Annotated in this window: 20 protein-coding genes and 1 pseudogene; 15 read left to right on the top strand and 6 right to left on the bottom strand. The window is 66.6% G+C overall.

Features of this window, described 5'->3' with window-relative positions:
* Window positions 1-453: 453 nt before the first annotated feature.
* Window positions 454-1,413, bottom strand: coding sequence for a nucleotidyl transferase AbiEii/AbiGii toxin family protein (locus HMPREF1023_RS07215; protein WP_009305542.1), 960 nt, complete (start codon window positions 1,411-1,413; stop codon window positions 454-456).
* A complete protein-coding gene (locus tag HMPREF1023_RS07210; RefSeq protein WP_009305541.1) occupies window positions 1,410-2,036 on the bottom strand; it encodes a type IV toxin-antitoxin system AbiEi family antitoxin domain-containing protein in 627 nt (208 codons plus the stop codon). The genes HMPREF1023_RS07215 and HMPREF1023_RS07210 overlap by 4 nt, the downstream gene beginning before the upstream one ends.
* Before the next feature lie 660 nt (window positions 2,037-2,696).
* On the opposite strand from HMPREF1023_RS07210, the gene HMPREF1023_RS07205 reads away from it, so the two are divergent.
* The 4 genes from HMPREF1023_RS07205 to HMPREF1023_RS07190 all read left to right on the top strand — a co-directional run bounded on the left by HMPREF1023_RS07205 (window position 2,697) and on the right by HMPREF1023_RS07190 (window position 7,818).
* On the top strand, window positions 2,697-3,524 hold the full coding sequence (locus tag HMPREF1023_RS07205; RefSeq protein WP_009305540.1) for a ParA family protein: 828 nt from the start codon (window positions 2,697-2,699) through the stop codon (window positions 3,522-3,524).
* Window positions 3,478-4,416 (top strand): ParB/RepB/Spo0J family partition protein, encoded by a 939-nt coding sequence (locus HMPREF1023_RS07200; protein ID WP_009305539.1) that lies wholly within the window; start codon window positions 3,478-3,480, stop codon window positions 4,414-4,416. Before HMPREF1023_RS07205 ends, HMPREF1023_RS07200 begins: the two co-directional genes overlap by 47 nt.
* A 225-nt stretch (window positions 4,417-4,641) precedes the next feature.
* A complete protein-coding gene (locus HMPREF1023_RS07195) occupies window positions 4,642-5,433 on the top strand; it encodes a class B sortase (RefSeq protein WP_009305538.1) in 792 nt (263 codons plus the stop codon).
* A 93-nt stretch (window positions 5,434-5,526) separates the two neighbouring features.
* Window positions 5,527-7,818, top strand: a complete 2,292-nt coding sequence (locus HMPREF1023_RS07190; protein WP_009305537.1) for a SpaA isopeptide-forming pilin-related protein — start codon at window positions 5,527-5,529, stop codon at window positions 7,816-7,818.
* Window positions 7,819-7,869: 51 nt separating this feature from the next.
* Here HMPREF1023_RS07190 and HMPREF1023_RS15720 read toward each other — a convergent pair whose 3' ends face one another.
* Both HMPREF1023_RS15720 and HMPREF1023_RS15950 read right to left on the bottom strand, forming a co-directional pair.
* Window positions 7,870-8,007, bottom strand: coding sequence for a hypothetical protein (locus tag HMPREF1023_RS15720; RefSeq protein ID WP_009608915.1), 138 nt, complete (start codon window positions 8,005-8,007; stop codon window positions 7,870-7,872).
* Window positions 8,008-8,675: 668 nt separating this feature from the next.
* Window positions 8,676-8,870 carry a hypothetical protein gene (locus tag HMPREF1023_RS15950; RefSeq protein ID WP_013981129.1) on the bottom strand — a complete coding sequence of 65 codons (195 nt, stop codon included), beginning with the start codon at window positions 8,868-8,870 and terminating at the stop codon, window positions 8,676-8,678.
* A 47-nt stretch (window positions 8,871-8,917) separates the two neighbouring features.
* Between HMPREF1023_RS15950 and HMPREF1023_RS15945 the strand changes: the two genes are divergently transcribed.
* From HMPREF1023_RS15945 to HMPREF1023_RS15935, 6 genes and pseudogenes are all read left to right on the top strand, one after another.
* Window positions 8,918-9,283 (top strand): TnpV protein, encoded by a 366-nt coding sequence (locus HMPREF1023_RS15945; protein WP_139912926.1) that lies wholly within the window; start codon window positions 8,918-8,920, stop codon window positions 9,281-9,283.
* A complete protein-coding gene (locus tag HMPREF1023_RS07185) occupies window positions 9,211-14,151 on the top strand; it encodes an N-6 DNA methylase (protein WP_224768026.1) in 4,941 nt (1,646 codons plus the stop codon). Before HMPREF1023_RS15945 ends, HMPREF1023_RS07185 begins: the two co-directional genes overlap by 73 nt.
* 113 nt (window positions 14,152-14,264) lie before the next feature.
* Window positions 14,265-14,933, top strand: coding sequence for a DNA cytosine methyltransferase (locus tag HMPREF1023_RS07180; RefSeq protein ID WP_173011775.1), 669 nt, complete (start codon window positions 14,265-14,267; stop codon window positions 14,931-14,933).
* The gene (locus tag HMPREF1023_RS07175) at window positions 14,924-15,469 is read left to right on the top strand and encodes a DNA N-6-adenine-methyltransferase (RefSeq protein WP_009305534.1); all 546 of its coding nucleotides are present in this window, start codon (window positions 14,924-14,926) and stop codon (window positions 15,467-15,469) included. Before HMPREF1023_RS07180 ends, HMPREF1023_RS07175 begins: the two co-directional genes overlap by 10 nt.
* Window positions 15,466-15,945, top strand: a pseudogene (locus HMPREF1023_RS15940) (DNA cytosine methyltransferase); the annotation flags it as partial. The gene HMPREF1023_RS07175 and the pseudogene HMPREF1023_RS15940, both read left to right, overlap by 4 nt.
* A 51-nt stretch (window positions 15,946-15,996) precedes the next feature.
* Window positions 15,997-16,809 (top strand): DNA cytosine methyltransferase, encoded by an 813-nt coding sequence (locus HMPREF1023_RS15935; protein WP_229061864.1) that lies wholly within the window; start codon window positions 15,997-15,999, stop codon window positions 16,807-16,809.
* Here HMPREF1023_RS15935 and HMPREF1023_RS07165 read toward each other — a convergent pair.
* Both HMPREF1023_RS07165 and HMPREF1023_RS07160 read right to left on the bottom strand, forming a co-directional pair.
* Window positions 16,772-17,683, bottom strand: coding sequence for a DUF4238 domain-containing protein (locus HMPREF1023_RS07165; RefSeq protein ID WP_013981126.1), 912 nt, complete (start codon window positions 17,681-17,683; stop codon window positions 16,772-16,774). The two genes, HMPREF1023_RS15935 and HMPREF1023_RS07165, sit on opposite strands and share 38 nt — an antisense overlap.
* Before the next feature lie 181 nt (window positions 17,684-17,864).
* Window positions 17,865-18,887 (bottom strand): Abi family protein, encoded by a 1,023-nt coding sequence (locus tag HMPREF1023_RS07160; RefSeq protein WP_009305531.1) that lies wholly within the window; start codon window positions 18,885-18,887, stop codon window positions 17,865-17,867.
* Between the two features lie 138 nt (window positions 18,888-19,025).
* Here HMPREF1023_RS07160 and HMPREF1023_RS07155 point away from each other — a divergent pair, with 138 nt between their 5' ends.
* The 5 genes from HMPREF1023_RS07155 (at window position 19,026) to HMPREF1023_RS07135 (ending at window position 23,376) form a co-directional block, all read left to right on the top strand.
* Complete coding sequence (locus HMPREF1023_RS07155) at window positions 19,026-19,994, top strand: toprim domain-containing protein (RefSeq protein WP_009305530.1); 969 nt, start codon at window positions 19,026-19,028, stop codon at window positions 19,992-19,994.
* Window positions 19,995-20,128: 134 nt separating this feature from the next.
* Entirely contained in the window at window positions 20,129-20,458 is a 330-nt protein-coding gene (locus tag HMPREF1023_RS07150) for a MobC family plasmid mobilization relaxosome protein (protein ID WP_009305529.1), read from the top strand.
* 1 nt (window position 20,459) lies between these two features.
* A complete protein-coding gene (locus HMPREF1023_RS07145; RefSeq protein ID WP_009305528.1) occupies window positions 20,460-21,806 on the top strand; it encodes a relaxase/mobilization nuclease domain-containing protein in 1,347 nt (448 codons plus the stop codon).
* Window positions 21,781-22,506 carry a PcfB family protein gene (locus HMPREF1023_RS07140; protein ID WP_009305527.1) on the top strand — a complete coding sequence of 242 codons (726 nt, stop codon included), beginning with the start codon at window positions 21,781-21,783 and terminating at the stop codon, window positions 22,504-22,506. Before HMPREF1023_RS07145 ends, HMPREF1023_RS07140 begins: the two co-directional genes overlap by 26 nt.
* A 3-nt stretch (window positions 22,507-22,509) precedes the next feature.
* The gene (locus HMPREF1023_RS07135; protein WP_009305526.1) at window positions 22,510-23,376 is read left to right on the top strand and encodes an ArdC-like ssDNA-binding domain-containing protein; all 867 of its coding nucleotides are present in this window, start codon (window positions 22,510-22,512) and stop codon (window positions 23,374-23,376) included.
* The last annotated feature ends 19 nt before the right edge of the window (window positions 23,377-23,395 follow it).

Below are 23,395 nucleotides of genomic sequence, written 5' to 3'. Positions count from 1 at the left end.
CCCCGCGCGCGCACGCCGCTCTGCCCGCCGCCTCTCCAGCGTCGGCGCATCGCCCTCTTTCCGGATGTTTCACGTGAAACACCTCGCGCGTCGGCGCCGTCCATCGCTCGCCCGGTTCCGGCGTTCCGTTTTCTCGTAAGGATGTTTCGCGTGAAACATTCCTCGCGCTCCAGAGCCGCTTGTCCGGGCTGCGTGCGAGCAAGGCAGGCCGCCCGTAATGGCGAAAAGGCATCGAATTCGGAAGAGGCCGCGCGCCTTCGCCGCCCGCGGCGCGCGGTCGCGAAGGTTCGCCTCCCTTCGACCGGGCGCTATGCGGAAGAAGGGTTTCCGGTGCATCCGGAGCCCGGCGCAAAACTTCCGAATTCGATGGTTTCTTGCCATGGGGAGAGCCCTCTTCTGCCGCCGCGTCGGCATCGTAGCGGTCCGCATACCACTCTACCCGAAGAGATCGTGTCAGCAATCGTGCAATAGTCGGAGAAGCTCGGAGGTGCGGCGTCCATCCTCGCCATGCTCGAGGACAAGGCCTTCCCAACTCAGACTCTCGTGATCCCAATGCAGATCGCCAGCCTTTCGAGCCAAAACAGGATCGAACAAACTTGCGGCAAGTGCTTCGGCCGCCGCGATGTCGGAGAGCTCGGAAGAAAGACCGGTACGGCTAACCAGCTTCTTGAAAGCGCCCTCGTACAGCTGCTTCCATTCATCCGGCACCGAGAACCTGTCAGGGAGCACTATTCCGCGTGCGCCCGCCTCGCTGCGCACCCGCCTGCAGAGTTCGCCGCCATCGATATCGACGGTAGTTGCGTAGATCGCAACGTCGACGAGATCCTTTATGCGAGACGAAGGTTTGCCGTCGTGCGTCTCGACCATGGCGCAGAGCTTGTCGGCGAGGGAGTTCGCAAGGGGATACACGCGGTAGTCGAACATCGGAACGCCTGCAACGTCGATCCTGTCGGCCGGCGTCACTATCTCAGGCTCTCCGCAGGCAACGCGGTCGGCCACCAAATCTATCGAGACCTCCTGCAGCCGCTTTCCTCCAAGCAAGGGCACGAAGGCGACCTTGAGCCCCGATCGGTACTCGTCCTCGACCTTGATCGGCACGGCTCCTACGAACTCGAAGACCACGAAATCGCCGAGATCGGCTTCTGCGAGGGCTCTGAGCTCGGCGAGCGCGGCGTCGAGGTCTGCCTCCTCCGAAAGCAGGTCGATATCCCGGGTGGCGCGCGCGTCCATGGTGCGCGCCAGCATGCTCTGGCCGCCTTTGAGCATGAAAGGGGAGTCAGGCTTGCTGAACACGCGACATAAGAGCCTGTGGAAGTAGAAGCCGGAAACGGCTCTGCCGGTTTCGAGGGGAGAAGCCTTGGCCGCGGCCTTTATAGCCATTTCCAGAGCTGCCGGGGTCTTGCACACCATCATGCCTCCCCTCCGAAGAGCCGCTCCATCGTCTTTCTCTCCCTGGCGGAGGCCTTCGCTTCCGCCGCAAGACGCTCGAGCTTTTCCGTATCGAGCCCCTTCGCCCGAGCGTCGGCAAACGCGTCTTGCACAAGCGACGGCTCCTCGCCGTCCAGGACAAGGTCTACGAGGGTTCGCTCGGCTCCCGTCACGGGTATGCCTTCGATGAAGGACACGTCGTCACGGGGTACGCCGCGTATGCCGAACCTTGCCTCGGCGTTGCGGGAGTTGATGCGCCTCGGGGCGAGGATACGGTAGGGGGAGAGGTAGAAGTCCCCGATGCCGAGAATCGATGCGGCCGTGCTTCCCGCAACGGTGACGCCGTCCCATTCGCCAGCCTGCATCCGCTCGTGCGTCATCTTCGCGGGATCGGTGAGCTTCCAGAGGGCCGCCAGGTCGTCGAGCTGCGATGCCGGCACCCCGGCCATCCGATACGCCCCATGGGCGACGCGCACGAGCCTCCCCGCCTCGCATGCTTTGGCGATCGCATTGCGGGGGATGCCGAGACGCTCGGCCTGCGCTGTGGTGAAAACGCCTTCCGAAGCCGAGAGCTCTTCTATCGCAGAGGTGTGGCGGTTCTTGTTCATGTTTCAATTGTATCGAAATACGATACTTTTGCAACATCTCTTAACGTAGCTTGGTGTTGCTCAGGCGTCTTTGCGTTCGACAGGTTCGTCTCCAGCGATGATGCTCGTAAGCGGTCGGAGAGGGATTGGGGCGGCTCGCTGGACAAGGCGAGAGCGGTGAAAGTTGCTTCGGCTAGAAACACGAAGCCCGTGTCTTCTTATAGGTTTTCGGAAAACAGCTGGCATCGCTGCGACGGGCTGGCAGGATGCGTGGAGGCGGCAACAGCGCGTCGTGCTCGCTCTGTTCGCCGCGTCATCGGTATTCGTGGTCAGTGCGCGAATTTTCGTTACTGTTTCTCACTTCGCGCATCTTGCGCTATAATCCTCAATCATGCGGGTGTCGCCAAGTGGTAAGGCCCAAGCTTCCCAATCAATTTCACGCCCGATTTTTCAGGAAACTCACAAAACAGACAATCACAAAAAACCAGTTCAAAGGCGTACTTTTCGACACGCCTTTGTTTTTCCATCCGTTCGGGAAACAGGAGAAACGCGCGTTTTTGACGAACTTTTGACGAACGTGCGCATTCTCGACCCCGCCGGACCATGCAACAGGGGCTTCGTTTGTGTTCGTTTCGTGGCCGCATCGTCGCTACCTGCCCTGCGAACCATTGGAGACCGCCTATGAGCAGGTGCAAAGTCGTAGCGATAGCAAATCAGAAAGGCGGCACGGGCAAGACGACCACCGCCGCAAGCCTCGGCGTGGCGCTCGCCATGAGCGGGAAGCGCGTTCTGCTAATAGATGCCGACCCGCAGGGCGACCTCACCGCATCGCTCGGCTGGCGCAATCCCGACGAGCTGGAAACCACGTTGGCGACCCATTTGGAGGCGGTCGCCCGCGACGAGCCGCTGGAACCCGATGCCGGGATATTGAAGCACCCCGAGGGCGTTGACCTGATGCCCGCGAACATCGAGCTGTCGGGCACAGAGGTGGCGCTCGTCACCGCCATGAACCGCGAGCGAACGCTCAAAGCATGGCTCGACGAGGCCAAGCGCGGCTACGACTACGCCCTCATAGACTGCATGCCGTCCCTCGGCATGCTCGCCGTCAACGCGTTGGCCGCCGCCGATTCCGTCATCGTGCCCGTGCAGGCGCAGTATCTTCCCGCGAAGGGCATGACCCAGCTCGTCAAGACGATAGGGCGCGTGAAGCGGCAGATCAACCCACACTTGGAAATCGAGGGCGTGCTGCTGACGCTCGTTGACGGCAGGACGAACCTCGCCAAGCAGATCGAGGCCTCGCTGCGCGAAGGCTACGGGAAGACGCTGCGCGTGTTCGGCGCCACCGTGCCCTTGGCGGTGAGGGCTGCGGAGACGAGCGCCTACGGAAAGAGCATCTTCCAACACGACGCGAAAAGCCCCGTCGCGGCGGCCTACGCGAAGCTGGCGGAGGAGGTGCTCGAAGATGCCCAGAGAAAGCGCGATACCCATCGACCTGCCGTCGCTCGATGACCTGTTCACCACGCAGGCCGAGCGCGACGAGGTGGGCTGCGAGAAAGTGGGGGTCATCCCCCTCTACATGATAGATCCCTTCCCGGACCATCCCTTCCGCGTCGATGACGACGCCTTGCGCGACATGGCCGAGAGCGTTTCCAGATTCGGCGTGCTCGTGCCCGCGCTCGTGAGGCCGAAGGAGAACGGGCGCTACGAGATGGTGAGCGGCCACAGGCGCAAGCGCGCCGCCGAGATGGCGGGGCTGGAGGCCCTTCCCGCCGTGGTTCGGGAGATGACCTACGACGAGGCGGTCATCGCGATGGTGGACGCGAACATCCAGCGCGAGAACGTGTTGCCGAGCGAGAAAGCGTTCGCCTACAAGATGAAAATCGACGCTCTGAGCCGGCAGGGGTACCGCTCCGACTTGACTTGTGCCCCAGTGGGGCACAAGTTGGCCAACGCACGCTCGCGCGACATTGTGGCGGAACAATCGGGGGAGAGCAAAAGCCAAGTACAGCGCTACGTCCGCCTCACGCACCTCAACCCCGATCTGCTCGACATGGTGGACGGCGGGTCGATGGCCATGCGCCCCGCCGTGGAGATCAGCTATCTGTCCGAAAGGGAGCAGGACGACCTGCTCGACGCCATGGGGATGGAGGCGTGCACGCCGTCCCACGCCCAGGCGATCAGGATGCGCAGGCTCTCGGAGCAGGGCGCGCTGTCGCGAGAAGCCATGGCGTCCATCATGGGCGAGCGCAAACCCAACCAGGTGGAACAGTTCCGCATCCCCCGCGAGAAGATAGAGCGTTTCTTCAAGCCCGGCACGAGCAGGGAGGCCGTGGAGGCCCGCATAGTCAAGGCGCTCGAGCTCTTAGAGCGCCACGAGAGGAAGCGCGCCCGCGAGCGCTGAGGCCCACCGACAGGCCAAGGGGGACGTGCGCCCTGATCCAGCATATGTTGCAACCAGGGCGTTTTCCGGGTTTCCCCCTCCCCACACCCCACCCCCTTCCGGGGATTACCAGCCGAAGAAGGGGATGGCAACCAACCTTGCCGGAAATAAAACCTCATACCGGAGAGAAACGAAAACCGAAGGCGGCTCTGCGGGGCCGCCTTCGGTTTTGGAAGGGGGCAGCCAATGAGCGAAGCCGACCACAAGCGACCGAGGCGGAGGGCGGCGGGCTGGCTTCTCGCCGGGATCCTGCTGCTCGCCCTCTGCGGGGCGATGGCCGCCTTCCAGGCATCGACCGCCGGAAGCGCCGCGTCGGTGGTGCCCAACCCCAGGGGGCAGCCGTTCGGAAGCCTGTCAGCGGCAGCGGTTTCCGCAATGGCTTCGAACGAATCGCCCACCGCGGCAGATGCCGAAGGGGTCGATTGGGATTACTGGCGGGTTGTGAACCCCGCGATCGTCGCGTGGGTGAGCGTCGATGGCACCGCCATCGACTACGCCGTCGTGCAGGCGCCGGGCGGCGACCCCGATTACTACCTGAGCCACGACATCTACCGCTCGTGGAACCCCTACGGATGCCCCTACGTGGACGCGGCGTGCGACGGCGTGGGCGGCATGAGCGCGGTGGTGTTCGGTCACAACATGGGCGGCGGATTCGTGGCGATGTTCGCTGACTTCGCGCGCTACTCGGACGAGGCGTTCGCGCGCTCGCATCCGACCATCGAGCTGCAAACTCCCAACGGGGCCATGGAGCTTTCCGTGTCGGCGGTGGACGTGATCGACGGCAGCGAAAACGCCAAGCGGACGGACTTCTCATCCGCCGACGAGATGCGCGCCTGGTACGCGCAACGCTTCGAGGAGTGCGACGTGCGCATATCGAACGACGAAAACGCTTCGCAGCTGTTCACGTTCGTGACCTGCTCGTACACGACCTACGCGAACGAGAGGACGCTCGTGTACGCGCAGCCCGCGGAAAGCTGACGGCCTCAAAGCGAGAGAAGGGAGCACGGAATGTAAGGGCGATCCGAACGTCCGGCACGCAAACGCAGAAAACGACAACGCAAGGAGAAGAACATGAAAGCACAGGCAACCAACGGCCGCGCTGCGGGCAAGATAATCCGCTGCATGCTCGCGGCCCTCCTCGTCGCGGCGGCGGTGTTCGCGGGGCTTCCTTCGCGCAGCCAAGCGGCATACGCGGCAGACGGCTCGCTCAGCGACGCCACTTGGGAGGAAGTGAAAGGCGGCATAGAAGACCTGATGGGCACGCCCTACGTCTGGGGAGGCAAAGGCACCTCGGGCTGGGATTGCTCGGGGTTCGTCGGCTGGGTCATCGCCAACGTCTACGGGCTGAGCTGGCCCGGCGGAAGCCCCGGCAACTGCGGAACGGACGCCATCGCGGCGTTCTGCGCCGCGCACGAGACGTTCCGCGGCTCGTCGGCGGATGACTACAACGCCGCGTTCGCGGCGGGAACCGTGAAGCCGGGCGACGTCATCGTGTTCTCCAACGCGTCGGGTGCCACCGTGCACTGCGCCATCGCGGGCGAAGGCGCAACGGTCTATCACGCATGGAGCGAACACTTCGGCACCTGCAACGTGCGATTCGACTACATGTGGGGCATCGACGGCGGGCACGGCAAGACCTACGCCAGCTTCGCCGTGTACAGGGGGCTGTCCGAGGGCGGCTTCGTCACGCTCGACAAGACGAGCGCCGATGCGTCGGTGACGGCCGGCAACGGCGAGTACACGCTCGCCGGCGCGGTCTACGGCGTCTACCAGGGCGGAAGCCTCGTGGCGCAGTTCACCACCGACGAGAGCGGCCACGGGCAGACCTCCGAGAAGCTGCCCAACGGCGACTACGTCGTGCGCGAGATCAGCGCGCCAGCGGGCTACGCGCTTTCCCAGGAGGAGTTCCACGTGACGGTCGCCGGCGGCAACGTTCACGTGAACGCGCAAGACGCCCCCGTCACGGTGAATCTCACGCTCATCAAGAAAGACGCCGAAACCTTGCTGCCCGAGCCACAGGGAGCCGCATCTCTCGACGGCGCGGAGTACGAGGCCACCTACCTTCACGGCGGCGAATACGTGACCGCGAAGGGCGTCGTGGAGAACTCGAAGCTGGCTTTCGAGGGCATCCCCCTCGGCACCGTGACCATCAAGGAGACGAAAGCGCCCGCCGGCTACCTGCCCGACCCCGAGGCCCACGAGATAACCGTCACAGCGGACATGGCGGGCAGCGAATCGCCCGTTTTCGAACACGAGGTGGCCGACGAGCTCACTGAGCAGGTCATCCGAGGCGACTTGAAACTCGTGAAGGTCGGCGAGGGCGACCAAGGCCGCATGGCCGGCGTGCCGTTCCTCGTCACCAGCGCCACCACTGGAGAAAGCCACACCATCGTCACCGACGCCAACGGCTGCGCATCCACCGCCGCGTCGTGGAACCCCCACACCGCCGACACCAACGGCGGCACGGCGGAGTCCGGCGTGTGGTTCGGCGGCGGGGAGCCCGACGACGCCTTGGGCGCGCTGCCGTATGACGCCTACATCGTGGAAGAGCAGCCCTGCGAGGCGAACGCCGACCGGGAACTCATCCCCGCGTTCGAGGTGAGCGTGTACCGAGACGGCGCGACCATCGACCTCGGGACGCTGGTGAACTCGGACAAGCCGCACGTCTCCATCTCCAAAGCCGACATCGTGACGGGCGAGGAGCTTCCGGGCGCCACGCTCCAAGTGACCGACGCCGAAGGCAACGTGGTGGACGAATGGGTGTCCGGGGAAGAGCCGCACGAGATCGTGCTCGACGAGGGCTCCTACACCCTGCGCGAGGAGATCGCCCCCGAGGGCTACCTGGTCGCAAACAGCGTGGATTTCGAGGTGGTGTCCGGCCAGGTTTCCCAGAAGGTGACCATGGAGGACGACTTCACCAAGGTCGATGCCGAGAAGGTGGACGCGGAAACGGGCGCGCCGCTTTCCGGGGCGGCCATGCAGGTGCTCGACGCCGAGGGCGCCGTGGTGGAGGAGTGGGTTTCCGCCGAAGAGCCCCACCGCATAGAGAAGCTCGCGCCGGGAACGTACACCTTGCACGAGGAAAGCGCGCCCGAGGGCTATGAGCTGGCGGAGGACGTTGAATTCGAGGTCGAGGCCACGGGCGACGTTCAGACAGTGACCATGGAGGACGAGGCGACCCCTGCGCCCGCAGTCGAAGGGGGCGAGCCCTTCGACAAGACCGGCGTGAACCTCGCGCCCTTGGCCGCCGTCTCGGCCGCCATCGCGGCGGCCGGCTTCGGATGCCTTGCCGTCGCTATGAAGCGGTGCCGCGAGAAGGACGCCGAAGAACTCGGCGAGCGCGAAATCCCCGAGATCCGATGAGAACGCGCGCGGCGGGCGGGCGGCCCGCGAGGGCCATTCGCCACCTGCCGGCTAGCGGTAGATGGAATACCCGGAGGTCGCGCTGTCGAGAGCCGAGAAAACGCCGAAAACGACGAGGCAAACGTAGGCGGCAGCCGCCAGAGCGAAAACGGCGGCCACCAGCCTGAGCAGGGCGAGCAGCTTCCTCATGAAAAACTCCCGTCTATTGGAGGATTTGGCCGATTCTAACCAAGGGGCCCGCGGGAAATCACGCCTGCGAGCGAACCTACGAAGCTTCCGAGGAGGTGACGCGTGGCGAGCACGTACCGGACCATTGAAGAACTCTACCGAACGACCCTCGTCGCTTTGAGCGAAAGCCCCGAGGCGTGGAAGGCGTTCCTCGAATCGGCGGGCCGCAACTACAAGCTGCCCTTCCCGGAGCAGGCGCTCGTCCACGCGCAGCGCCCGGACGCCAAGGCGGTGTTGGAATTGGAGCGCTGGGATGCCCTGTTCGGCCGGCGGGTGAAGCGCGGATCAGTCGGAATCGCCGTGTTCGGAGCCCCGGGAACGGGGCGGTTGCGCTACTACTTCGACGTGTCGGACACGGCGCCCGGGCGCGCCGCCCGCCCGCTGCCGCTTTGGGCTGGCGGCCCGGAGCAGGAGGCGGCCATCGTCGGCGCCCTCCATGAATCCTTCGGGGCTGATGCCAGGAAAGGCACCATCGAGGCCATCGCCGAGGCGGCGAGCGCCGCCGTACGCGAAAACGCGGAATCGGCCGTCGCGGCCATCGGGGAAGCGCGCGGCGGAAGCGGCCTGGAACGCCTCGAAGCCCCCGAGGCCGGGGATCTGCTTCTGGAGCTCGCGGCGGCATCTGCCGCCTACGAGGCGGCGTCGCGCTGCGGCATCGAAGGCGGAGCGCTCATCACGCCGCGCGCGGCGGACGCCCTGCCGATGTTCGGCACGGTCCGGGCGATGAACGCGCTCGGCTGCCGCACGGCAAGCGCCGCCGCAGCCGTCCTGCGCACGATAGCCCCCGCGATGCGGGAAAGAGCCCCGGAAGCATCCCATCGCACGTTTGCGCCCTTGGCCGCCGCCGTCCATAATCCGGCAAAAGAGCCCGATGAAAGGAGAGGCGATGGAGATGGCGTACAGGGAGGGCGGTGGTCTTCTGCTGCCGACCCTGGCAACGGAAGAGGAAGCGGCGGCGAACCTGGGGCCGTTCGCGCTGATGAGGGACGAATACCTGAGATCGAGCAAGCCCGAGCTGCGGGCGGACCTGCTGGCGCAGGGGGCGCTGGCGAGGCACCTGGCCGAGACGGAAGCCCTCGCGGAGGCGATGGCGGACGACCTGGCGGCCCGCGTGGCGAAGAGCAGGGGGTTGGACGAAGCGGCGAAGGTGGCGGATCCGGCAGCGTGGGCGGCGAAGATGGCCGAGGCGGCGGCAGCGGCCCGCGAAGCGGCGGCGATGAAGGTCGTGTACGCCTAGAAAAGCAGCGCGGCCAAGAGAAAACCAAGACAAGCCGAAGGGAGGCGGGCGACAAGCCCGCCTCCCGCCGTTCCGAGGCAAAGCCGCCCGAACGGGGCCAGCTGGCTTTCTCGTTCGACGATGGGGCAAATGAGTATCCCGAACAGCTCGCCACCCCGCTCGGGCGGCTGCGCGGCAACATCGCGGCCATCGAAGCGCTCGTCGCCGTCGAGGGGGAAGGCCGCCCGCCCGACGCCGCAGAGCGCGAAGCGCTCGCGCGCTACGTGGGCTGGGGCGGCCTCGCCGACGCGTTCGACGAGGAATCGGGGAAATGGGCGCACGAGAAGGCCCGGCTGCGCCAGCTGCTCTCCGACGGGGAGTACGCGGCGGCGCGCGCCTCCACGCTCACGGCGTTCTACACCCCGCAGGAGATCGCGCGCCCCATATGGGAGGCCATCCGGGGCATGGGGCTTTCGGGCGGCAGGGTGCTGGAGCCGTCATGCGGCACGGGCGCGTTCTTCGCCGCCATGCCGGAGGCGCTTGCGGGCTGCCGCCTCGTCGGCGTGGAGCTCGACGGCCTGACCGCGCGCATCGCCCGCGCCCTCCATCCGTCCGCGGAGATCATCCACGGCGGCTTCGAGCACGCAGACCTCGACGACGAATCGTTCGACGTCGCGGTGGGAAACGTGCCCTTCGGCAGCTACCAGGTCGACGATCCCCGCCATCGGGACGAGGGGCTGCTCGTGCACGATTGGTTCTTCGCGAGGGCGCTCGACTTGGTGAGGCCGGGAGGCATCGTGGCTTTCGTCACGTCCAAAGGCACGCTCGACAAGAAGAATCCCGCCGCCCGCAGAAGGATCGCCGAGCGCGCCGAGCTCGTGGGAGCGGTCCGCCTGCCCAACACGGCCTTCTCGCCGCATGCCGAAGTCACGGCGGACGTGGTCATCCTCCAGAAGCGCGAGCGCGCCGAGGTCTGCGAGCCCGAATGGGCGCACACCGAGCGCGTCGAGGCGGGCATCGACGTGAACTCCTACTTCGCATCCCACCCCGACATGGTGCTCGGCGAGCTCGCCGCGACGACGAACGCCTACGGGCGGGCGGACTCCGAATGCAGGCCGAAGCCCGGCACCGACTTGGAAGAAGCGCTGCGCGAAGCCCTCGGCAAGATGACCGCCCGCATCCCCGAATGGGATGCGCCCGAAAGCGAGCCCGGCGACGCCATCCCCGCAGACCCGGACGTGCGCGACTGGTCCTACGCCGAATCTGGCGGCGCCCTCTACTTCCGCATGGGTCCCCTCATGCACCGGCAGAATCCCTCGAAGGCGGCCGCTGAGCGAATCGGGGGAATGATCCCCCTACGGGATTGCGCCCGACGGCTCATAACGCTCGAAAAGGACGGCGCGCCCGATGCGGAGGTGGAGGCTGAGCGCGCAAGGCTCAACGCGCTCTACGACGCCTACGCGGCGAAGCACGGCATCCTGAACTCGCGCGCGAACGCCGCCGCGCTCAAGCAGGATTCCTCCTACCCGCTGCTGTGCGCATTGGAGATCCTCGACGGCGAGGGGAACTTCGAGCGCAAGGCGGACATGTTCTCCAAGCGCACGATACGGCCCAACGCGCCCGTGACGCACGCCGACGACCCCCAGGCGGCGCTGGCTGCCTCGCTGTCTGAACGCGGACGGGTCGATCTGCCCTACATGGCGAGGTTGACCGGAATGGGGGAAAACGAACTGGCCGAAGCGCTGAAAGGCGCCATATTCCGCGTTCCCACGGCGACCGGAGAGCAGCCCGTCTGGCAGCCCGCCGACGAATACCTCTCCGGCAACGTGCGGGCGAAGCTGCGCATCGCCGAGCTGACGGCCGCGTCCGACCCCTCGTACATTCCCAATATCGAGGCGCTGCGCTGCGCCCAGCCGCCCGATTTGGGGGCGGCCGAGATAAGCGTGCGCCTCGGAGCGACGTGGATCCCCGCCGACGACGTGCGTGAGTTCGTGCTCCACCTGCTCGACCCGCCCTACTGGGTCCGCGAACAGGTGGCCGTGAGGTATTCCGCCGCCACGGCGCAGTGGCGCATCGAGGGCAAGGGCCGCGACGGCTCGAACGTGCGCGCGCTGTCGACCTACGGCACGCGCCGCATGAGCGCCTACCACATCATCGAGGAGACGCTCAACCTCAAGGACGCGCGCGTGGTCGATTACGTCGAGGACGAAAACGGCAAGAAGAAACCCGTCCTCAACAAGAAGGAGACGGCGGTGGCGCTCGCCAAGCAGGAGGCCATCAAGGCGGCCTTCAAGGAGTGGGTGTTCTCAGACCAGGCGCGCAGGGAGAGGCTGGTCGCCGCCTACAACGAGCGGTTCAACGCCATCCGCCCGCGCGAGTTCGACGGCTCGCACCTGGCGTTTCCCGGCATGAACCCCGAGATAGAGCTGAGGCCGCACCAGAGAAACGCCGTCGCCCGCATCCTCTACGGGAAAAACGCGCTTCTCGCCCACGAGGTGGGAGCGGGCAAGACATTCACCATGGCGGCGGCCGCCATGGAATTGCGGCGCATAGGGCTTTGCTCCAAGCCCCTGTTCGTCGTGCCGAACCACCTCACGGGGCAGTGGGCGTCGGAATGGCTGAGGCTCTACCCCGCCGCCAATTTGCTGGTGGCCACCAAGCGCGACTTCGAGCGGCGCAACCGCAGGCGCTTCTGCGCCCGCATCGCCTCGGGGGACTGGGACGGCGTGATCATGGGGCACACCCAGTTCGAGAAGATACCCGTATCGGTGGAGCGTCAGCGAGCGTTCATAGAGAGCCAGATCGCCGAGCTCTCCGACGGCATAGCCGAGATCAAGGCGCAGCACGGCGAACGGTTCAGCGTGAAGCAGATGGAGATCACGAAGAAGCGCCTGAACGTGAGACTCGCCAAGTTCGCTGACCAAACCGACAAGGACGACGTGCTCACGTTCGAGGAGCTCGGCGTCGACCGGATCTTCGTGGACGAGGCCCACTACTACAAGAACCTGTTCTTCCACACCAAGATGCGAAACGTCAGCGGCATCGCCCAGAGCGAGGCCATGAAGTCTTCCGACCTGTTCATGAAGTGCCGCATCCTCGACGAGCAGACCGGCGGACGCGGCACGGTGTTCGCCACGGGCACGCCGGTGTCCAACTCGATGGCGGAGCTCTACACCATGCAGCGCTACCTGCAATACGGCGAGCTGGAGCGCTTGGGGTTTTCCCACTTCGACTGCTGGGCGTCCACGTTCGGCGAGACAGTGACGGCATTGGAGCTGGCCCCCGAAGGCACGGGCTATCGGCAGAAAACGCGCTTCTCGCGCTTCTATAACCTACCCGAGCTCATGTCCATGTTCAAACAGGTCGCCGACGTGCAGACGGCGGACACGCTGGCGCTTCCCACGCCCAAGGTGCATCTGCGCAACGTGGCGGTGCAGCCCTCCCCCGTCCAGCGCGAGCTGGTGGCGGGGCTCGCCGAGCGCGCCGAGGCGGTGAGGGCGGGCAGTGTGCCCGCCGAGAAGGACAACATGCTCCTCATCACCAACGACGGCCGCAAGATAGCCCTCGACCAACGCCTCGCCGACCCCGCGCTGCCCGACTTCGAGGGCAGCAAGGTGAACGCTTGCTGCGAGAACGTGCTGCGCATATGGCGCGACGGCGCCGAGGAAAGGCTCACCCAGCTCGTGTTCTGCGACCTCTCCACCCCGAAGGGCGACGGGTCCTTCAACGTGTACGACGATCTGCGCCGCAAGCTCGTGGCGCGCGGCGTGCCCGAGGGCGAGGTGGCGTTCATCCACGACACCGACACCGAGGCGAAGAAGCTCGCCCTCTTCGGGAAGGTGAACGCCGGAGCCGTGCGCATCCTCATGGGATCCACGCAGAAGATGGGCGCGGGCACCAACGTGCAGCGCAGGCTCGCCGCCATCCACGACCTCGACTGCCCGTGGCGCCCCGCCGACCTCCAGCAGCGCCTCGGGCGCATCGAGCGCCAGGGCAACATGAATGCCGAGGTGGAGGCGTACCGCTACGTCACCGAAGGCACCTTCGACGCGTACCTCTACCAGCTCGTAGAGGGAAAGCAGCGATTCATAGCGCAGGTCATGACCTCGAAGTCGCCCGTTCGCACAGCCGCCGACGTTGACGAGGCGGCGCTTTCCTACGCCGAGCTCAAAGCGCTCGCCACGGGAAACCCGCTCGTCAAGGAGCGCATGGGCCTCGATGTCGAGGTGTCCCGCCTGCGGATGCTGAAGGCCGACCACCTAGCGCAGAAGTACGCGCTGGAGGACAAGGCCGCCAAGGACTACCCGCAGCGCATGGCGTCGCTGTCGGCGCGCCTCGAATCGCTGGAGGCCGATGTCGCGAAGGCAAGGGCGAACCCGCCGCCGACGAAGGAGGCATTTTCGATGGAAGTGCGCGGCACCGCCTTCCGGGAGCGTGCGGCGGCAGGCGAGGCGGTGCTCGCGGCGCGCGGCGAGATGACCGAGACGGGGGCCATGCCGCTCGGGTCGTACCGGGGGTTCTCCCTGGAGTTGACGTTCGACCGCATGAGCGCGGCGTTCGAGATGCGCATCGTCGGCGAAGCCGAGCACAAATGCGAGCTGGGCGGTGATGCGGCAGGCGCCGTGACGAGGCTGGACAACGCCATCGCCAAGATGGGCGCGGAGGCTGACGAGTGCCGCGCGCGCCTCGAAGAAGCCCGCAGGCAGATGGAGGCTGCGCGCACCGAGGCCACCAAACCTTTTCCCCACGAAGGCGAGCTGAAAGAGAAGTCCGCCCGCCTCGCGGAGCTCGACGCCCTGCTCGACGTGGGAAAAAGCGGCCCCGAGCAGCTGTGCGACGACGGTCATGAGCCGGAACGTGCCGAAAAGAAAAAGGAGTTCGAACGGTGAGGGCGCACACCGCGCCGCGCGAGATGCGCCTCATCGCCGGCAAACCGGAATCGGTCGATGGAGCGCCTTGGCGGCAACGCCGGGGCATTCCTTTTCGCGAAGGGGGAATGTTTATGAAAGTGCTCGAACTGTTCAGCGGAACGCGCTCCATCGGCGAGGCGTTCGAAAAGCGGGGCCACGAGGTGTTCTCGGTGGAGTGGGACGAATCGCTGCCCGCCGACCTCCACGCCGACATCGAGTTCCTGAAAGCGCCGGACGTCCTGCGCGCATTCGGCCGGCCCGACGTGGTGTGGGCGTCGCCGGACTGCGCCACGTTCTCCATGGCGGGCATATCGCGCCACAGGCGCAAGAACGCCAACACCGGCAACCTGGACCCCGTGAGCGACTACGCGCTCAAATGCGACCGGGTGGATCTGGCGATGCTCCGCCTCATCCGCGATCTGAGGCCGGCGCTCTACTTCATAGAGAACCCGCGCGCGGGCCTGCGCAAGCAGGACATGATGGCGGTCATCCCCCGCCACACCGTCACCTACTGCCAATACGGCGCGAGGGCCATGAAGCCGACCGACATATTCACGAACGCCTCCGACCCGCGATTCTGCCCGCCGTGCCGCAACGGGGCGCCCTGCCACGAGTCGGCGCCGCGCGGGTCGAAGTCCGGCACGCAGGGCCTGGCGAACGCGCGCGAGCGCGGGCGCATCCCCGAGAGGCTGTGCCTGCACATCGTTGACGTGTGCGAGCGCGAGGTGCCCATCCGAAAGGCGGCGGGGCTATGCCGGTGAAAAGCGCGGCAGCAGCGCCGCCAGGCGGCTTCACCGGCGCCGGCGGGGCGGCCTTCTCGTCGGCGCGCGACGACTGGGAGACCCCCGCGTGGCTGTTCTCGGCGCTCGATTCCGAGTTCCACTTCACCCTTGACGCGGCGAGCTCGGACGCCAACGCCAAATGCGAAAGGCACCTCACCAAACGAGACGACGGGCTCGCGGCTGACTGGGGCGGCGAGAGAGTGTGGGTGAATCCGCCCTACGGCCGGGGCGTCGGGGCATGGGCGCGCAAGGCGGCAATCGAGGGCGCCAAGCCGCGCACGACGGTCGCGCTGCTGGTGGCGGCGCGCACGGACACCGAGTGGTTCCTCCGTTACATCCTCGGCCATGCAGAGATAAGGCTCGTTCGCGGCCGCATCAGGTTCGAGCTCGCCGGCGTCGCTCAGGGCCCCGCGCCCTTTCCGAGCATGGTCGCCGTGTTCGGGGAGGGCGCCGCCCCCGGCAAGGTGTCGTCAATAGCCAACGCCGCAGCGCGCGGCGGGAAGGGGGCTTCGTGAGGTACGTGAGCCTTTTCTCAGGCATAGAGGCGGCGAGCTGCGCGTGGGGGCCGCTCGGCTGGGAGGCGGTCGCCTTCAGCGAGATCGACCCGTTCTGCAACGCGGTTCTCGCTACTCGCTTCCCGAGCGTGCCCAACCTGGGAGATATATCGAAGGTCGAGTGGAAGGAGATGCGTGGCGAGATCGACGTTGTCATCGGCGGAAGCCCGTGCCAGAGCTTTTCCGTCGCCGGAAAGAGAACGGGGCTCAAAGGCGAGTCGGGCCTCATGCTCGAATTTATTCGAGCTGTACGTGAGGTCATGCCGAGATGCTTTGTCTGGGAGAACGTCCCGGGAGCGCTCTCGAGCGAGAACGGGGAGGCTTTCCGATGCCTGCTCCGGGCGATGGATGAGGTCGGGTACGGTCTGGCATGGAGAATTCTGGACGCGCAATTCTTCGGCTTGGCCCAGCGACGCGAGCGTGTCTTTCTTGTCGGAGTGCTTGGAAGCGCCGCCCGTGCCTGCGAGGTACTATTTGAGCCCCACTGCATGCGCTGGGATCATCCGCCGGGCAAGGAGAAGAGGGCGCTCCTTGCCGCCGCAGCTGGAGGAGGCGCTCGAACGGCAGGCTTCAAGTACTCCGCCGCCCCCGCCAGCGGGTCGGTAGGCCACGCCGCCGAGCAATCGCCCACCCTCACGGCCGACTGGCACGCGCCCGCCGTCTACGGCATCGTTGGCAACTCCATAGGCCGAAAGCCTGAAAACGGGGGCAATGGCGCGGGCTTCTGCGACCCCGACGAGAAAGGCATGTACACCCTCACCGCCGCCGACCGCCACGCCGTGGCCCTGCCTGCGGGCGGGCCGCCGCGCGAGGCCCTGTGCCTCGCGTCCACCCATGCGAACGCGCACGTGGGCGACGGCCTGTGCGGGTGCCTCACGGCGAACGCCGCCAAGGGGCCGCCCATGGCGTGCCTTTCGGGGGACGCGGCCAACGCGGCGTGCGACGTGGACCTGGCGGGCACGCTGAAGGTGGGCGGCTCCCCGTCGTGCGTGGGCCCCGTCGCGGCGTTCGCCCAGAACACGCGCGACGAGGTGCGCTTCGTCGGCGGGTCGGGCAGCCACGTGGGCGCGCTCGCCGCGCATCCCGGCGTCAAGCAGGCGAGCCACGTCCTGCAGGGTCCGGCGGTCAGGCGGCTCACGCCGTTGGAGTGCGAGAGGCTGCAAGGCTTCCCGGACAACTGGACGAACGTGGAGTTCCGCGGCAAGCCGGCTCCGGACGGCCGTCGTTACAAAGCCCTCGGAAACGCCATGGCCGTCCCGGTCGTCAAATGGATCGGCGAGAGGGTGGAGAAGGCCGTTTAGCCTCGGCGAAAGAGCGGGCCTCTTCCAGGGTCCGCCTGTCCTTCGCTACGACGAAGCGGACGAAGTCCGCCTCGAAGTAGGCGGCGTTGAGCCTGACGACATCGCGCGCGCCGAGCAGCTCGCAACCTCCCATCCCCCGACGGGGGCCGGGGCCGTAGATGACGGCCGCATTCGGGCTGATAGGGCAGTACAGAGAGGAGAGGCGATCCCGCCCCCCTGTTTCCCGAACAACGGGGAGGACGGGGAAAGACGCGGTGGCGAACGAGGCGCACCCGGGCGCGCGCAGGACGATCCCCTCCATTTCGAGCAGCTCTCCTACGATGAGCCCTTGGTAGGACCCGTCGCCCGTATCTAGCAGCAGGCGGCGCGTGACGCCTTCCGCCGCCACCCCCTCGAACGCGCCCTCGTGCCCCAGAGCCCTCATAAGGTCGCGATACGGAGAGAGGTCTTCTTCCGAAGCCGACAACATAAGCTCATTCCGGAGGGGCTTGAACACGCTGGGATGGCGAGCAATCGCATTCGCCACAAAAGACGCGATGATTCTCGCGTCGTCATCGCCGACGCACGTGAACGGGGCGTTCGGCACGCACAGGGCCGCCACCCTTTTCAGGACGGGGGCAAAAGCGCTCTCCAGTTCGCAGAGGCCGTCCTCAGTGTAGTTCGGATAGACGAATTTCCCCTTGTACCAGTTGGGGTCGTTCGATAGGGATTCGTACAGGTACCTCTCCGCACAGAAATCGCCAACCGAGGGTGTAAATATTCCCCCCGACTCCTTATCTAGCGCGAACACCGTGTCGCCGCTCCCGCAAAACCCACGCAAGTAGAACTTCGGAACGTAATGCTGCTTCTTCTTTTTCGGCCCTTTTGTGTTCATGGAAGTCACCGCCAAACCGAGCTCCGCCGTCGGGCAAACGAGGGCGATCTGCCGGACGTCGGTTCGGAAGACGCAGTTGAAGCGACGTGAGAGCCAACCAAGCCCAAAAAACTAGAGCCAATCCCAGCGGGATTGGCCCATACAAAACCCGAAGGTTTTTGAATCTGAGGTTATGGTGCCATCAGCCGAGCGCCTTGTCAATGAGATTCGCCAGAAACCTCAGGTACGACACGAACCCGTTCTGGACGCCGTAGCTCTCGCACGTGCCGAGAAGACTCGCGCGCAGCCCTTCCAGCAGCGCCGTCGAACGGGGACAGAGCGCCGGCCCTCCCAATCGGTCGAACATCACGAGCGTCTCGAGGAGCTGCTGCATACGACGGTTCCTTAACTTGGCGCGGCGCGTCTTGCTGTTGCCGACGCCTTTCTCGGCGAGCCAATCGTAGACCAGGCTGGAAAGCGCGTAATCGCACTCGTTGGAGCCGTCCATCCCGTTGACTATGCAGCTGCCGTGGGAACAGCAGTTCCTCACGGCCTTCACGCCCTTGAGGATGTAGTGCTCCTCCCGCATGACGGCGTCGTCCCATCGCTCGGAGCAGAACAGGCAGAAGGCCAGCGCCGTTCCGAACGTGACCACCTCCAAAAACGCCCATACGGGCATCGCGTCTCGGTAATGGCCGATGATGCGCCCGGTGTAAACGTCGCCGACGATGCCGGCGGACATGCGCGAGGAGAGATCCCGCTCGATGTAGCTGCGGTATCTCCTCTGTTGCGCCCTCATGAAATCGGCGACTATGCCGTAGCCGTCCTCGTCGTCGAGCCTGGAGGCGCGCGTCACCATGGAGGTCTTGGCCAGCCGCTCCACGTCTTGCGAGACAGCTAGGAACGCCTTGCGGAGCTCGTCGTCGAGCGCATCGAGAGCCAGCAGGTCGGCGAAGTCAAGCCTCACGTACTTCCCCCGGTCGTCGCCGGACGCGTGCTTCTGGAACAGCCTGCGGCATGACGCGAGGTGCACGAAGGTTCCCCGGCGGGCCAAAGCGTCCGCGGCTTGCTCCTCGCCGCATCGCTCGAACGAGACGCCTTTCGCCTTCAGAAGCGCAACCTGCTCCTCCGGGTTCAGCATCGGCTTGAGCCCCGTCACCTCGTGCGCGCCCTCCCCGATGCTCCATGCAGTGTATGTTTCACTCGGATTCACCATGCCCGCCATTCTACCCCTTTCAGCGTCTCTTGGGCACGCCGCGTTCCGCGCATCTCGAATCGGCATGGCGAAGCGAAGGCGAATGGGGGCACGCCGCGCCGCTCCGGCGGCCACAGGCAAATCCGAAGACAAGAAAAGGACGAAAACATGCCATACGTCGACCCTGAAATCATCGCTGAAGTGAAGCGGGTTGACCTGCTTACTTACCTGCAAGAGCGCGAACCCGACGAGCTGGTGCGCATTTCGCCCGGCGTCTACTGCACGAAGGAACACGACAGCCTTAAGATCTCCAACGGCAAGTGGTTCTGGTGGAGCCGGGATCTCGGCGGCAGGAGCGCGCTCGACTTCCTCGTCAAAGTGCGCGACATGGCCTTCCTCGACGCCGTGGAGCATCTGCGGGCCGACCGCCCTGCCGTTGCGAGAGCATCCCCGCCCGCGCATGCCGCCCCACCGGCGAGCGCGCCGCGCCCGGCGTTTCGCCTCCCACGCCGGTGCGCCGACGACGATGCGATGCGGTACCTCGAATCGCGCGGCATCTCGCGCAGCCTGCTGAAGGGCCTCGTGGATGCCGGAGACGTCTACGGCACCATGCGCGGCGGGGTCGCGTGCGCGGTGTTCGTCGGCAGGGACCGCACGGGCGTTCCGAGGTACGCGGCCTTGCGCTCGTGCGAGGGAGGCTTCAAGGGCGAGGCTCCCAGATCCGACAAGCGCTTCGCGTTCTCCCTGCAAAGCGTCCGAAACAACGGCGTGCTCCATGTTTTCGAGAGCGCCATAGACGCGCTTTCCTACGCGACCATCCTCGAGCACGAGGGCAAGCAGACGGCCAGCTTGGGGATGCTGTCCCTCGGCGGGGTGTCGGTCCCCCATGCGCGCAACGGAGCCCCGAAGCTGCCGCTCGCCCTCGCGCAGCATCTTGACGACCGCCCATACATCGCCTCGTTGGCCTTGCATCTCGACAACGACGAGGCGGGCAGGCGGGCCGCCCGCGAGATCGCGCGCGCAGCCGCTTCTCGCGGCGTGGCGGCGTCGATGGAGCCTCCCCCGGAGGGTAAGGACGTGAATGAGTTCCTCTTGGCCCGCCGCTCCAGAGGCCGAGCGCCCGACAGGGGAAGGTGATCTTTCTTTCGGCGGGTTGCGAAGTCCGCCGCCGAGGCGGCGGAAAACCGTCGCGTACCAGCAAGCAACGCCGAGCGCTGGCGCTCGGCAGACGCAGGGGGCACCCCCTGCAACCCCGCGAAGGGAGGCGGCGAATGGAAAGGCGCACGCGCAAGGCCACGGTGAGGCTCACGGAGGAAGAGCTGGCGCGGCTCAAAGAGGCGGCGCGCAGGGCGGGCTGGTCGCAGGAGGCGTACCTGCGCGCGCTCATAGGGGGCATCGACCCGAGGCCGAAGCCGCCGCCCGACTACCTGGCGATGACCCGCGAGCTGCACGCCATCGGGAACAACCTCAACCAGATCGCGCGCAAGGCCCACGCCCTCGGCACCGTGGACGCCGCCCGCTACGACGCCGAGGCGCGAAGGCTCGAAGCCGCGCTCCGCGAGATCGTGGCGGCGGTCAAAGAGCCGGGAAGGAGGCGATGAGGTGGCCGTCACGTCGATTTGGAAGGTCGAAGGGCGCCTGGCGCGCGTGCTCGGGTACGCCGGGAACCCGGACAAGGCCGAAGGCTCGCCCGACGAGTGGGAGCTCCAGGGCGTGGGCGCCGCCATCCTCTACGCCGCCGACCCCGGCAAGACTGAGCGGCAGCTGTACGTGACCGGCGTCAACTGCCTGCCCGCCACGGCGCTGGAAGAGATGAACGCGACCAAGCGCCAATACGGCAAGACGGGCGGCATCGTGGCCTTCCACGGATACCAGGCGTTCGCGCCCGGCGAGACCGACCCCGCCACGGCCCACGAGGTGGGCGTCGCCCTCGCCCAAGAGCTGTGGGGCGGCCGCTTCGAGGTTGTGGTGGCCACCCATCTGGACAAGGCCCACCTCCACAACCACTTCGTGGTCAACTCTGTGTCCTTCGCCGACGGCAGGCGCTTCCACCGAGACGCCGCCTGCTACCGCGCGATGCGCGAAGCGTCCGACGAACTGTGCCGGGAGCATGGTCTTTCGGTGGTGGAGAGCCCCGGGCGCGGCGGCGCGCGCCACCACGCCGAATGGCGCGCCGAGCGCGAGGGGCGCCCCACGTGGCGCTCGCTCGTGAAGGCCGACGTGGACGAGGCCGTAGGGCGTGCGGCGAGCATGCGCCAGTTCCACGCGAACCTGCGCGCGATGGGCTACGACGTGAAGGTGGGCAAGGACATATCGGTGCGCCCGCCCGGCAAGGAGCGTTTCGTGCGCCTGCGCCGCAATTTCGGGGACGCGTACTCGCAGGAGGGCATCGGCGCGCGCATCCTCGCCAACAGCCGCCAGCGCCTGCCCCTCGGCAGGCCGAGGCCCGCTCCCAAGGAGCGCCCGCCCGTGCCGAAGGGCACGCTCGTGAGCCTGTACCGCAGGTACATGGCGCTGCTCAACGGCGCGAAGAGGCAGAGGGCGCCAGGCGGGCGGGCGCATTTCCTGCTGCGCGAGGATCTGCGCGAACTCGAAGCCATATCGGGGGAGCTCGCGCTGCTCGCGCGCGAGGGGATAGAGACGCGATCCCAGCTGGCGGCATACGAAAGAGCCTTGGCCGACAAGTCCGAGGCGCTGCAGGCCGAACGCCGCGCGCTGCGCAACGAGGCGAGGCGCTCCAAGGCGGCGGGATCCCCCGCGCCCCCAAACCCCCGCATCGCCGAGATAGCGTCGGAGCTGCGGGGCGCAAGGCGCGAGGCGCGCGCCTGCGCGCGCATCCGGGCAAGAAGCGCCGAGCTGCCGGCCCGCATCGCGCAGATCGAGGGCGCCGAAGCGAACAGAGAGGAAAGGCAGGTGGAAGGTCATGGACGCATCGAGCGAGGCTGCTGAGCAGATCGTGAGGATGACGCTCGAGGGAACCGAGGTGGCGCTGCGCATCACGGGCGCCGGCGCGAAGAACGCGGCCGCCATGCTGCTGGCGGCCGCGGCGAGCAACGAGAAAACCAAGGGCAGGGCGCGGCTTTCGGCGATGCTCAAATCGGGCCGTGAGCTGCGCGTGTTCCCCATCCGCTTTGACGATCTGAAAGGGTTCGCGAAGGAGGCCCGACGCTACGGCATCGCATACGCCGTCGTGAAGCAGAAGGACGGCGAATCCGTCGATCTTCTGGTGCGGACCGAGGACGCGAGCAAGGTGAACCGCATCGCGGAGAGGCTCGGCCTGTGCCGCATGAGAGACGACGCCCGCGAAGCGCCCGAGCCGCGCGAGGGGAATCGGCACGATGGGCGCGCGCACGCCGCGCAGGCGCCGCGCGCACCCGAACAAGCTGCGGCGCTCCTCGATGATTTGCTGGCATCGCCGGGCGACAGCGACGCCTCCCCTTTAGCGCAAGCCCCGGCGGAAAGCCGTCCGTCAGGGCCTACATCCGCGAGAAAACGGCTCTCAGAAAAGGATGGTGAGGCAGCGCGCAAGCGCTGCGGCAGGCTGTCCGTGCGCGCGGAGATGCGCGCCATATCGGCGGCACGCGAAATGAGCGGCGAAGCGCATGCGACTCGCAAGCCCATGGCGCGCGCCCTGGAGAAAGGAAGGTAGAGCATGCAAGATATCTACCGGATGATGGAAGAACGCAGTAGCCGGGAATTCGCGCCGGAAGGCGAGTTCGACAAGCAAGCGTGGGCGGAGCGGAAGCAGAGCGAGCGCCAAGAGGCATTCGACCGCGCCGACGCCGCCGCGCTGCGCGCGAATTCGGATCCAGCGGCGCTGGAGACGTACATGCGGGTGGCGGCGCAGCTGCCCCACCATTCCGCCACGAACATCCTGCTCATAGCCGACCGCATACCGAACGCGACGCGCGTCGGCACGGCTGAGCATTGGCGCAGGCAGGGAGCGTCGGTGAGGCGCGGGCAGAAGGCGATCCCCATCATCGAACCCGTCAAGGAGTACGTGCGCGACGACGGCAGCATCGGCGTCTTGTACGACGTGCGCAAGGTGTTCGACGTGTCGCAGACCACCGCGCGGCCATGCCTGCCGCGCAGAGTGGACCCTCACGCCGCGCTCGCGGCGCTGGTCGCTCGCTCGCCGACGAGAATAGAGCCGGTTGACGACCTCGGCGGCGTCCCCGCCGAGTACGATCACGCCTCGGGGGCCATACGGGTGCAGCGAGGGCTCGATGAGCCGCAGCTGCTCTCGGCGCTGATAGTCGAGGCGGCGCATGCCAGCATGGCGCTCGGCCTCGATGCCTACGACAGGGAGACGCACGCCGCGAAGGCCGACCTCGCGGCGGGCATAGCCGCCCGCCGCCTGGGACTCGAATGTTCGGGAGCCGTCGCCGCGCCCGCGCCACCGGAAGCGAGCGCGCGCGAGGTGAGGGACGCCTTGGGCGAGATCGGCAAGGCCGCGCGCGACGTGTCGGAGCGCATGGCCCCGCCCGAAAGGCGGCGCGACAGGTCGGAGGGCAGATGAGGCCCCCGACGGCTGGCGA

The sequence above is a fragment of the Eggerthella sp. 1_3_56FAA genome, from assembly GCF_000185625.1.
Classification (GTDB): Bacteria; Actinomycetota; Coriobacteriia; order Coriobacteriales; family Eggerthellaceae; genus Eggerthella; species Eggerthella lenta.
Note: the sequence above shows the minus strand (reverse complement) of the source record. Positions and strands in the feature narration are given on the sequence as shown.

Excerpts from the sequence above, each read along its gene's own strand:
- HMPREF1023_RS07160 (WP_009305531.1), bottom strand. The coding sequence starts at position 18,887 with ATGGCGGGCATGGTGAATCCGAGTGAAACATACACTGCATGGAGCATC.
- HMPREF1023_RS07165 (WP_013981126.1), bottom strand. The coding sequence starts at position 17,683 with ATGAACACAAAAGGGCCGAAAAAGAAGAAGCAGCATTACGTTCCGAAG.
- HMPREF1023_RS15945 (WP_139912926.1), top strand. The coding sequence starts at position 8,918 with ATGAAAGGAGAGGCGATGGAGATGGCGTACAGGGAGGGCGGTGGTCTT.
- HMPREF1023_RS07140 (WP_009305527.1), top strand. The coding sequence starts at position 21,781 with ATGGACGCATCGAGCGAGGCTGCTGAGCAGATCGTGAGGATGACGCTC.
- HMPREF1023_RS07200 (WP_009305539.1), top strand. The coding sequence starts at position 3,478 with ATGCCCAGAGAAAGCGCGATACCCATCGACCTGCCGTCGCTCGATGAC.
- HMPREF1023_RS07195 (WP_009305538.1), top strand. The coding sequence starts at position 4,642 with ATGAGCGAAGCCGACCACAAGCGACCGAGGCGGAGGGCGGCGGGCTGG.
- HMPREF1023_RS07180 (WP_173011775.1), top strand. The coding sequence starts at position 14,265 with ATGAAAGTGCTCGAACTGTTCAGCGGAACGCGCTCCATCGGCGAGGCG.
- HMPREF1023_RS07205 (WP_009305540.1), top strand. The coding sequence starts at position 2,697 with ATGAGCAGGTGCAAAGTCGTAGCGATAGCAAATCAGAAAGGCGGCACG.
- HMPREF1023_RS07150 (WP_009305529.1), top strand. The coding sequence starts at position 20,129 with ATGGAAAGGCGCACGCGCAAGGCCACGGTGAGGCTCACGGAGGAAGAG.
- HMPREF1023_RS07190 (WP_009305537.1), top strand. The coding sequence starts at position 5,527 with ATGAAAGCACAGGCAACCAACGGCCGCGCTGCGGGCAAGATAATCCGC.
- HMPREF1023_RS15935 (WP_229061864.1), top strand. The coding sequence starts at position 15,997 with ATGCGCTGGGATCATCCGCCGGGCAAGGAGAAGAGGGCGCTCCTTGCC.
- HMPREF1023_RS07155 (WP_009305530.1), top strand. The coding sequence starts at position 19,026 with ATGCCATACGTCGACCCTGAAATCATCGCTGAAGTGAAGCGGGTTGAC.
- HMPREF1023_RS07215 (WP_009305542.1), bottom strand. The coding sequence starts at position 1,413 with ATGATGGTGTGCAAGACCCCGGCAGCTCTGGAAATGGCTATAAAGGCC.
- HMPREF1023_RS15720 (WP_009608915.1), bottom strand. The coding sequence starts at position 8,007 with ATGAGGAAGCTGCTCGCCCTGCTCAGGCTGGTGGCCGCCGTTTTCGCT.
- HMPREF1023_RS07175 (WP_009305534.1), top strand. The coding sequence starts at position 14,924 with ATGCCGGTGAAAAGCGCGGCAGCAGCGCCGCCAGGCGGCTTCACCGGC.
- HMPREF1023_RS07135 (WP_009305526.1), top strand. The coding sequence starts at position 22,510 with ATGCAAGATATCTACCGGATGATGGAAGAACGCAGTAGCCGGGAATTC.
- HMPREF1023_RS07210 (WP_009305541.1), bottom strand. The coding sequence starts at position 2,036 with ATGAACAAGAACCGCCACACCTCTGCGATAGAAGAGCTCTCGGCTTCG.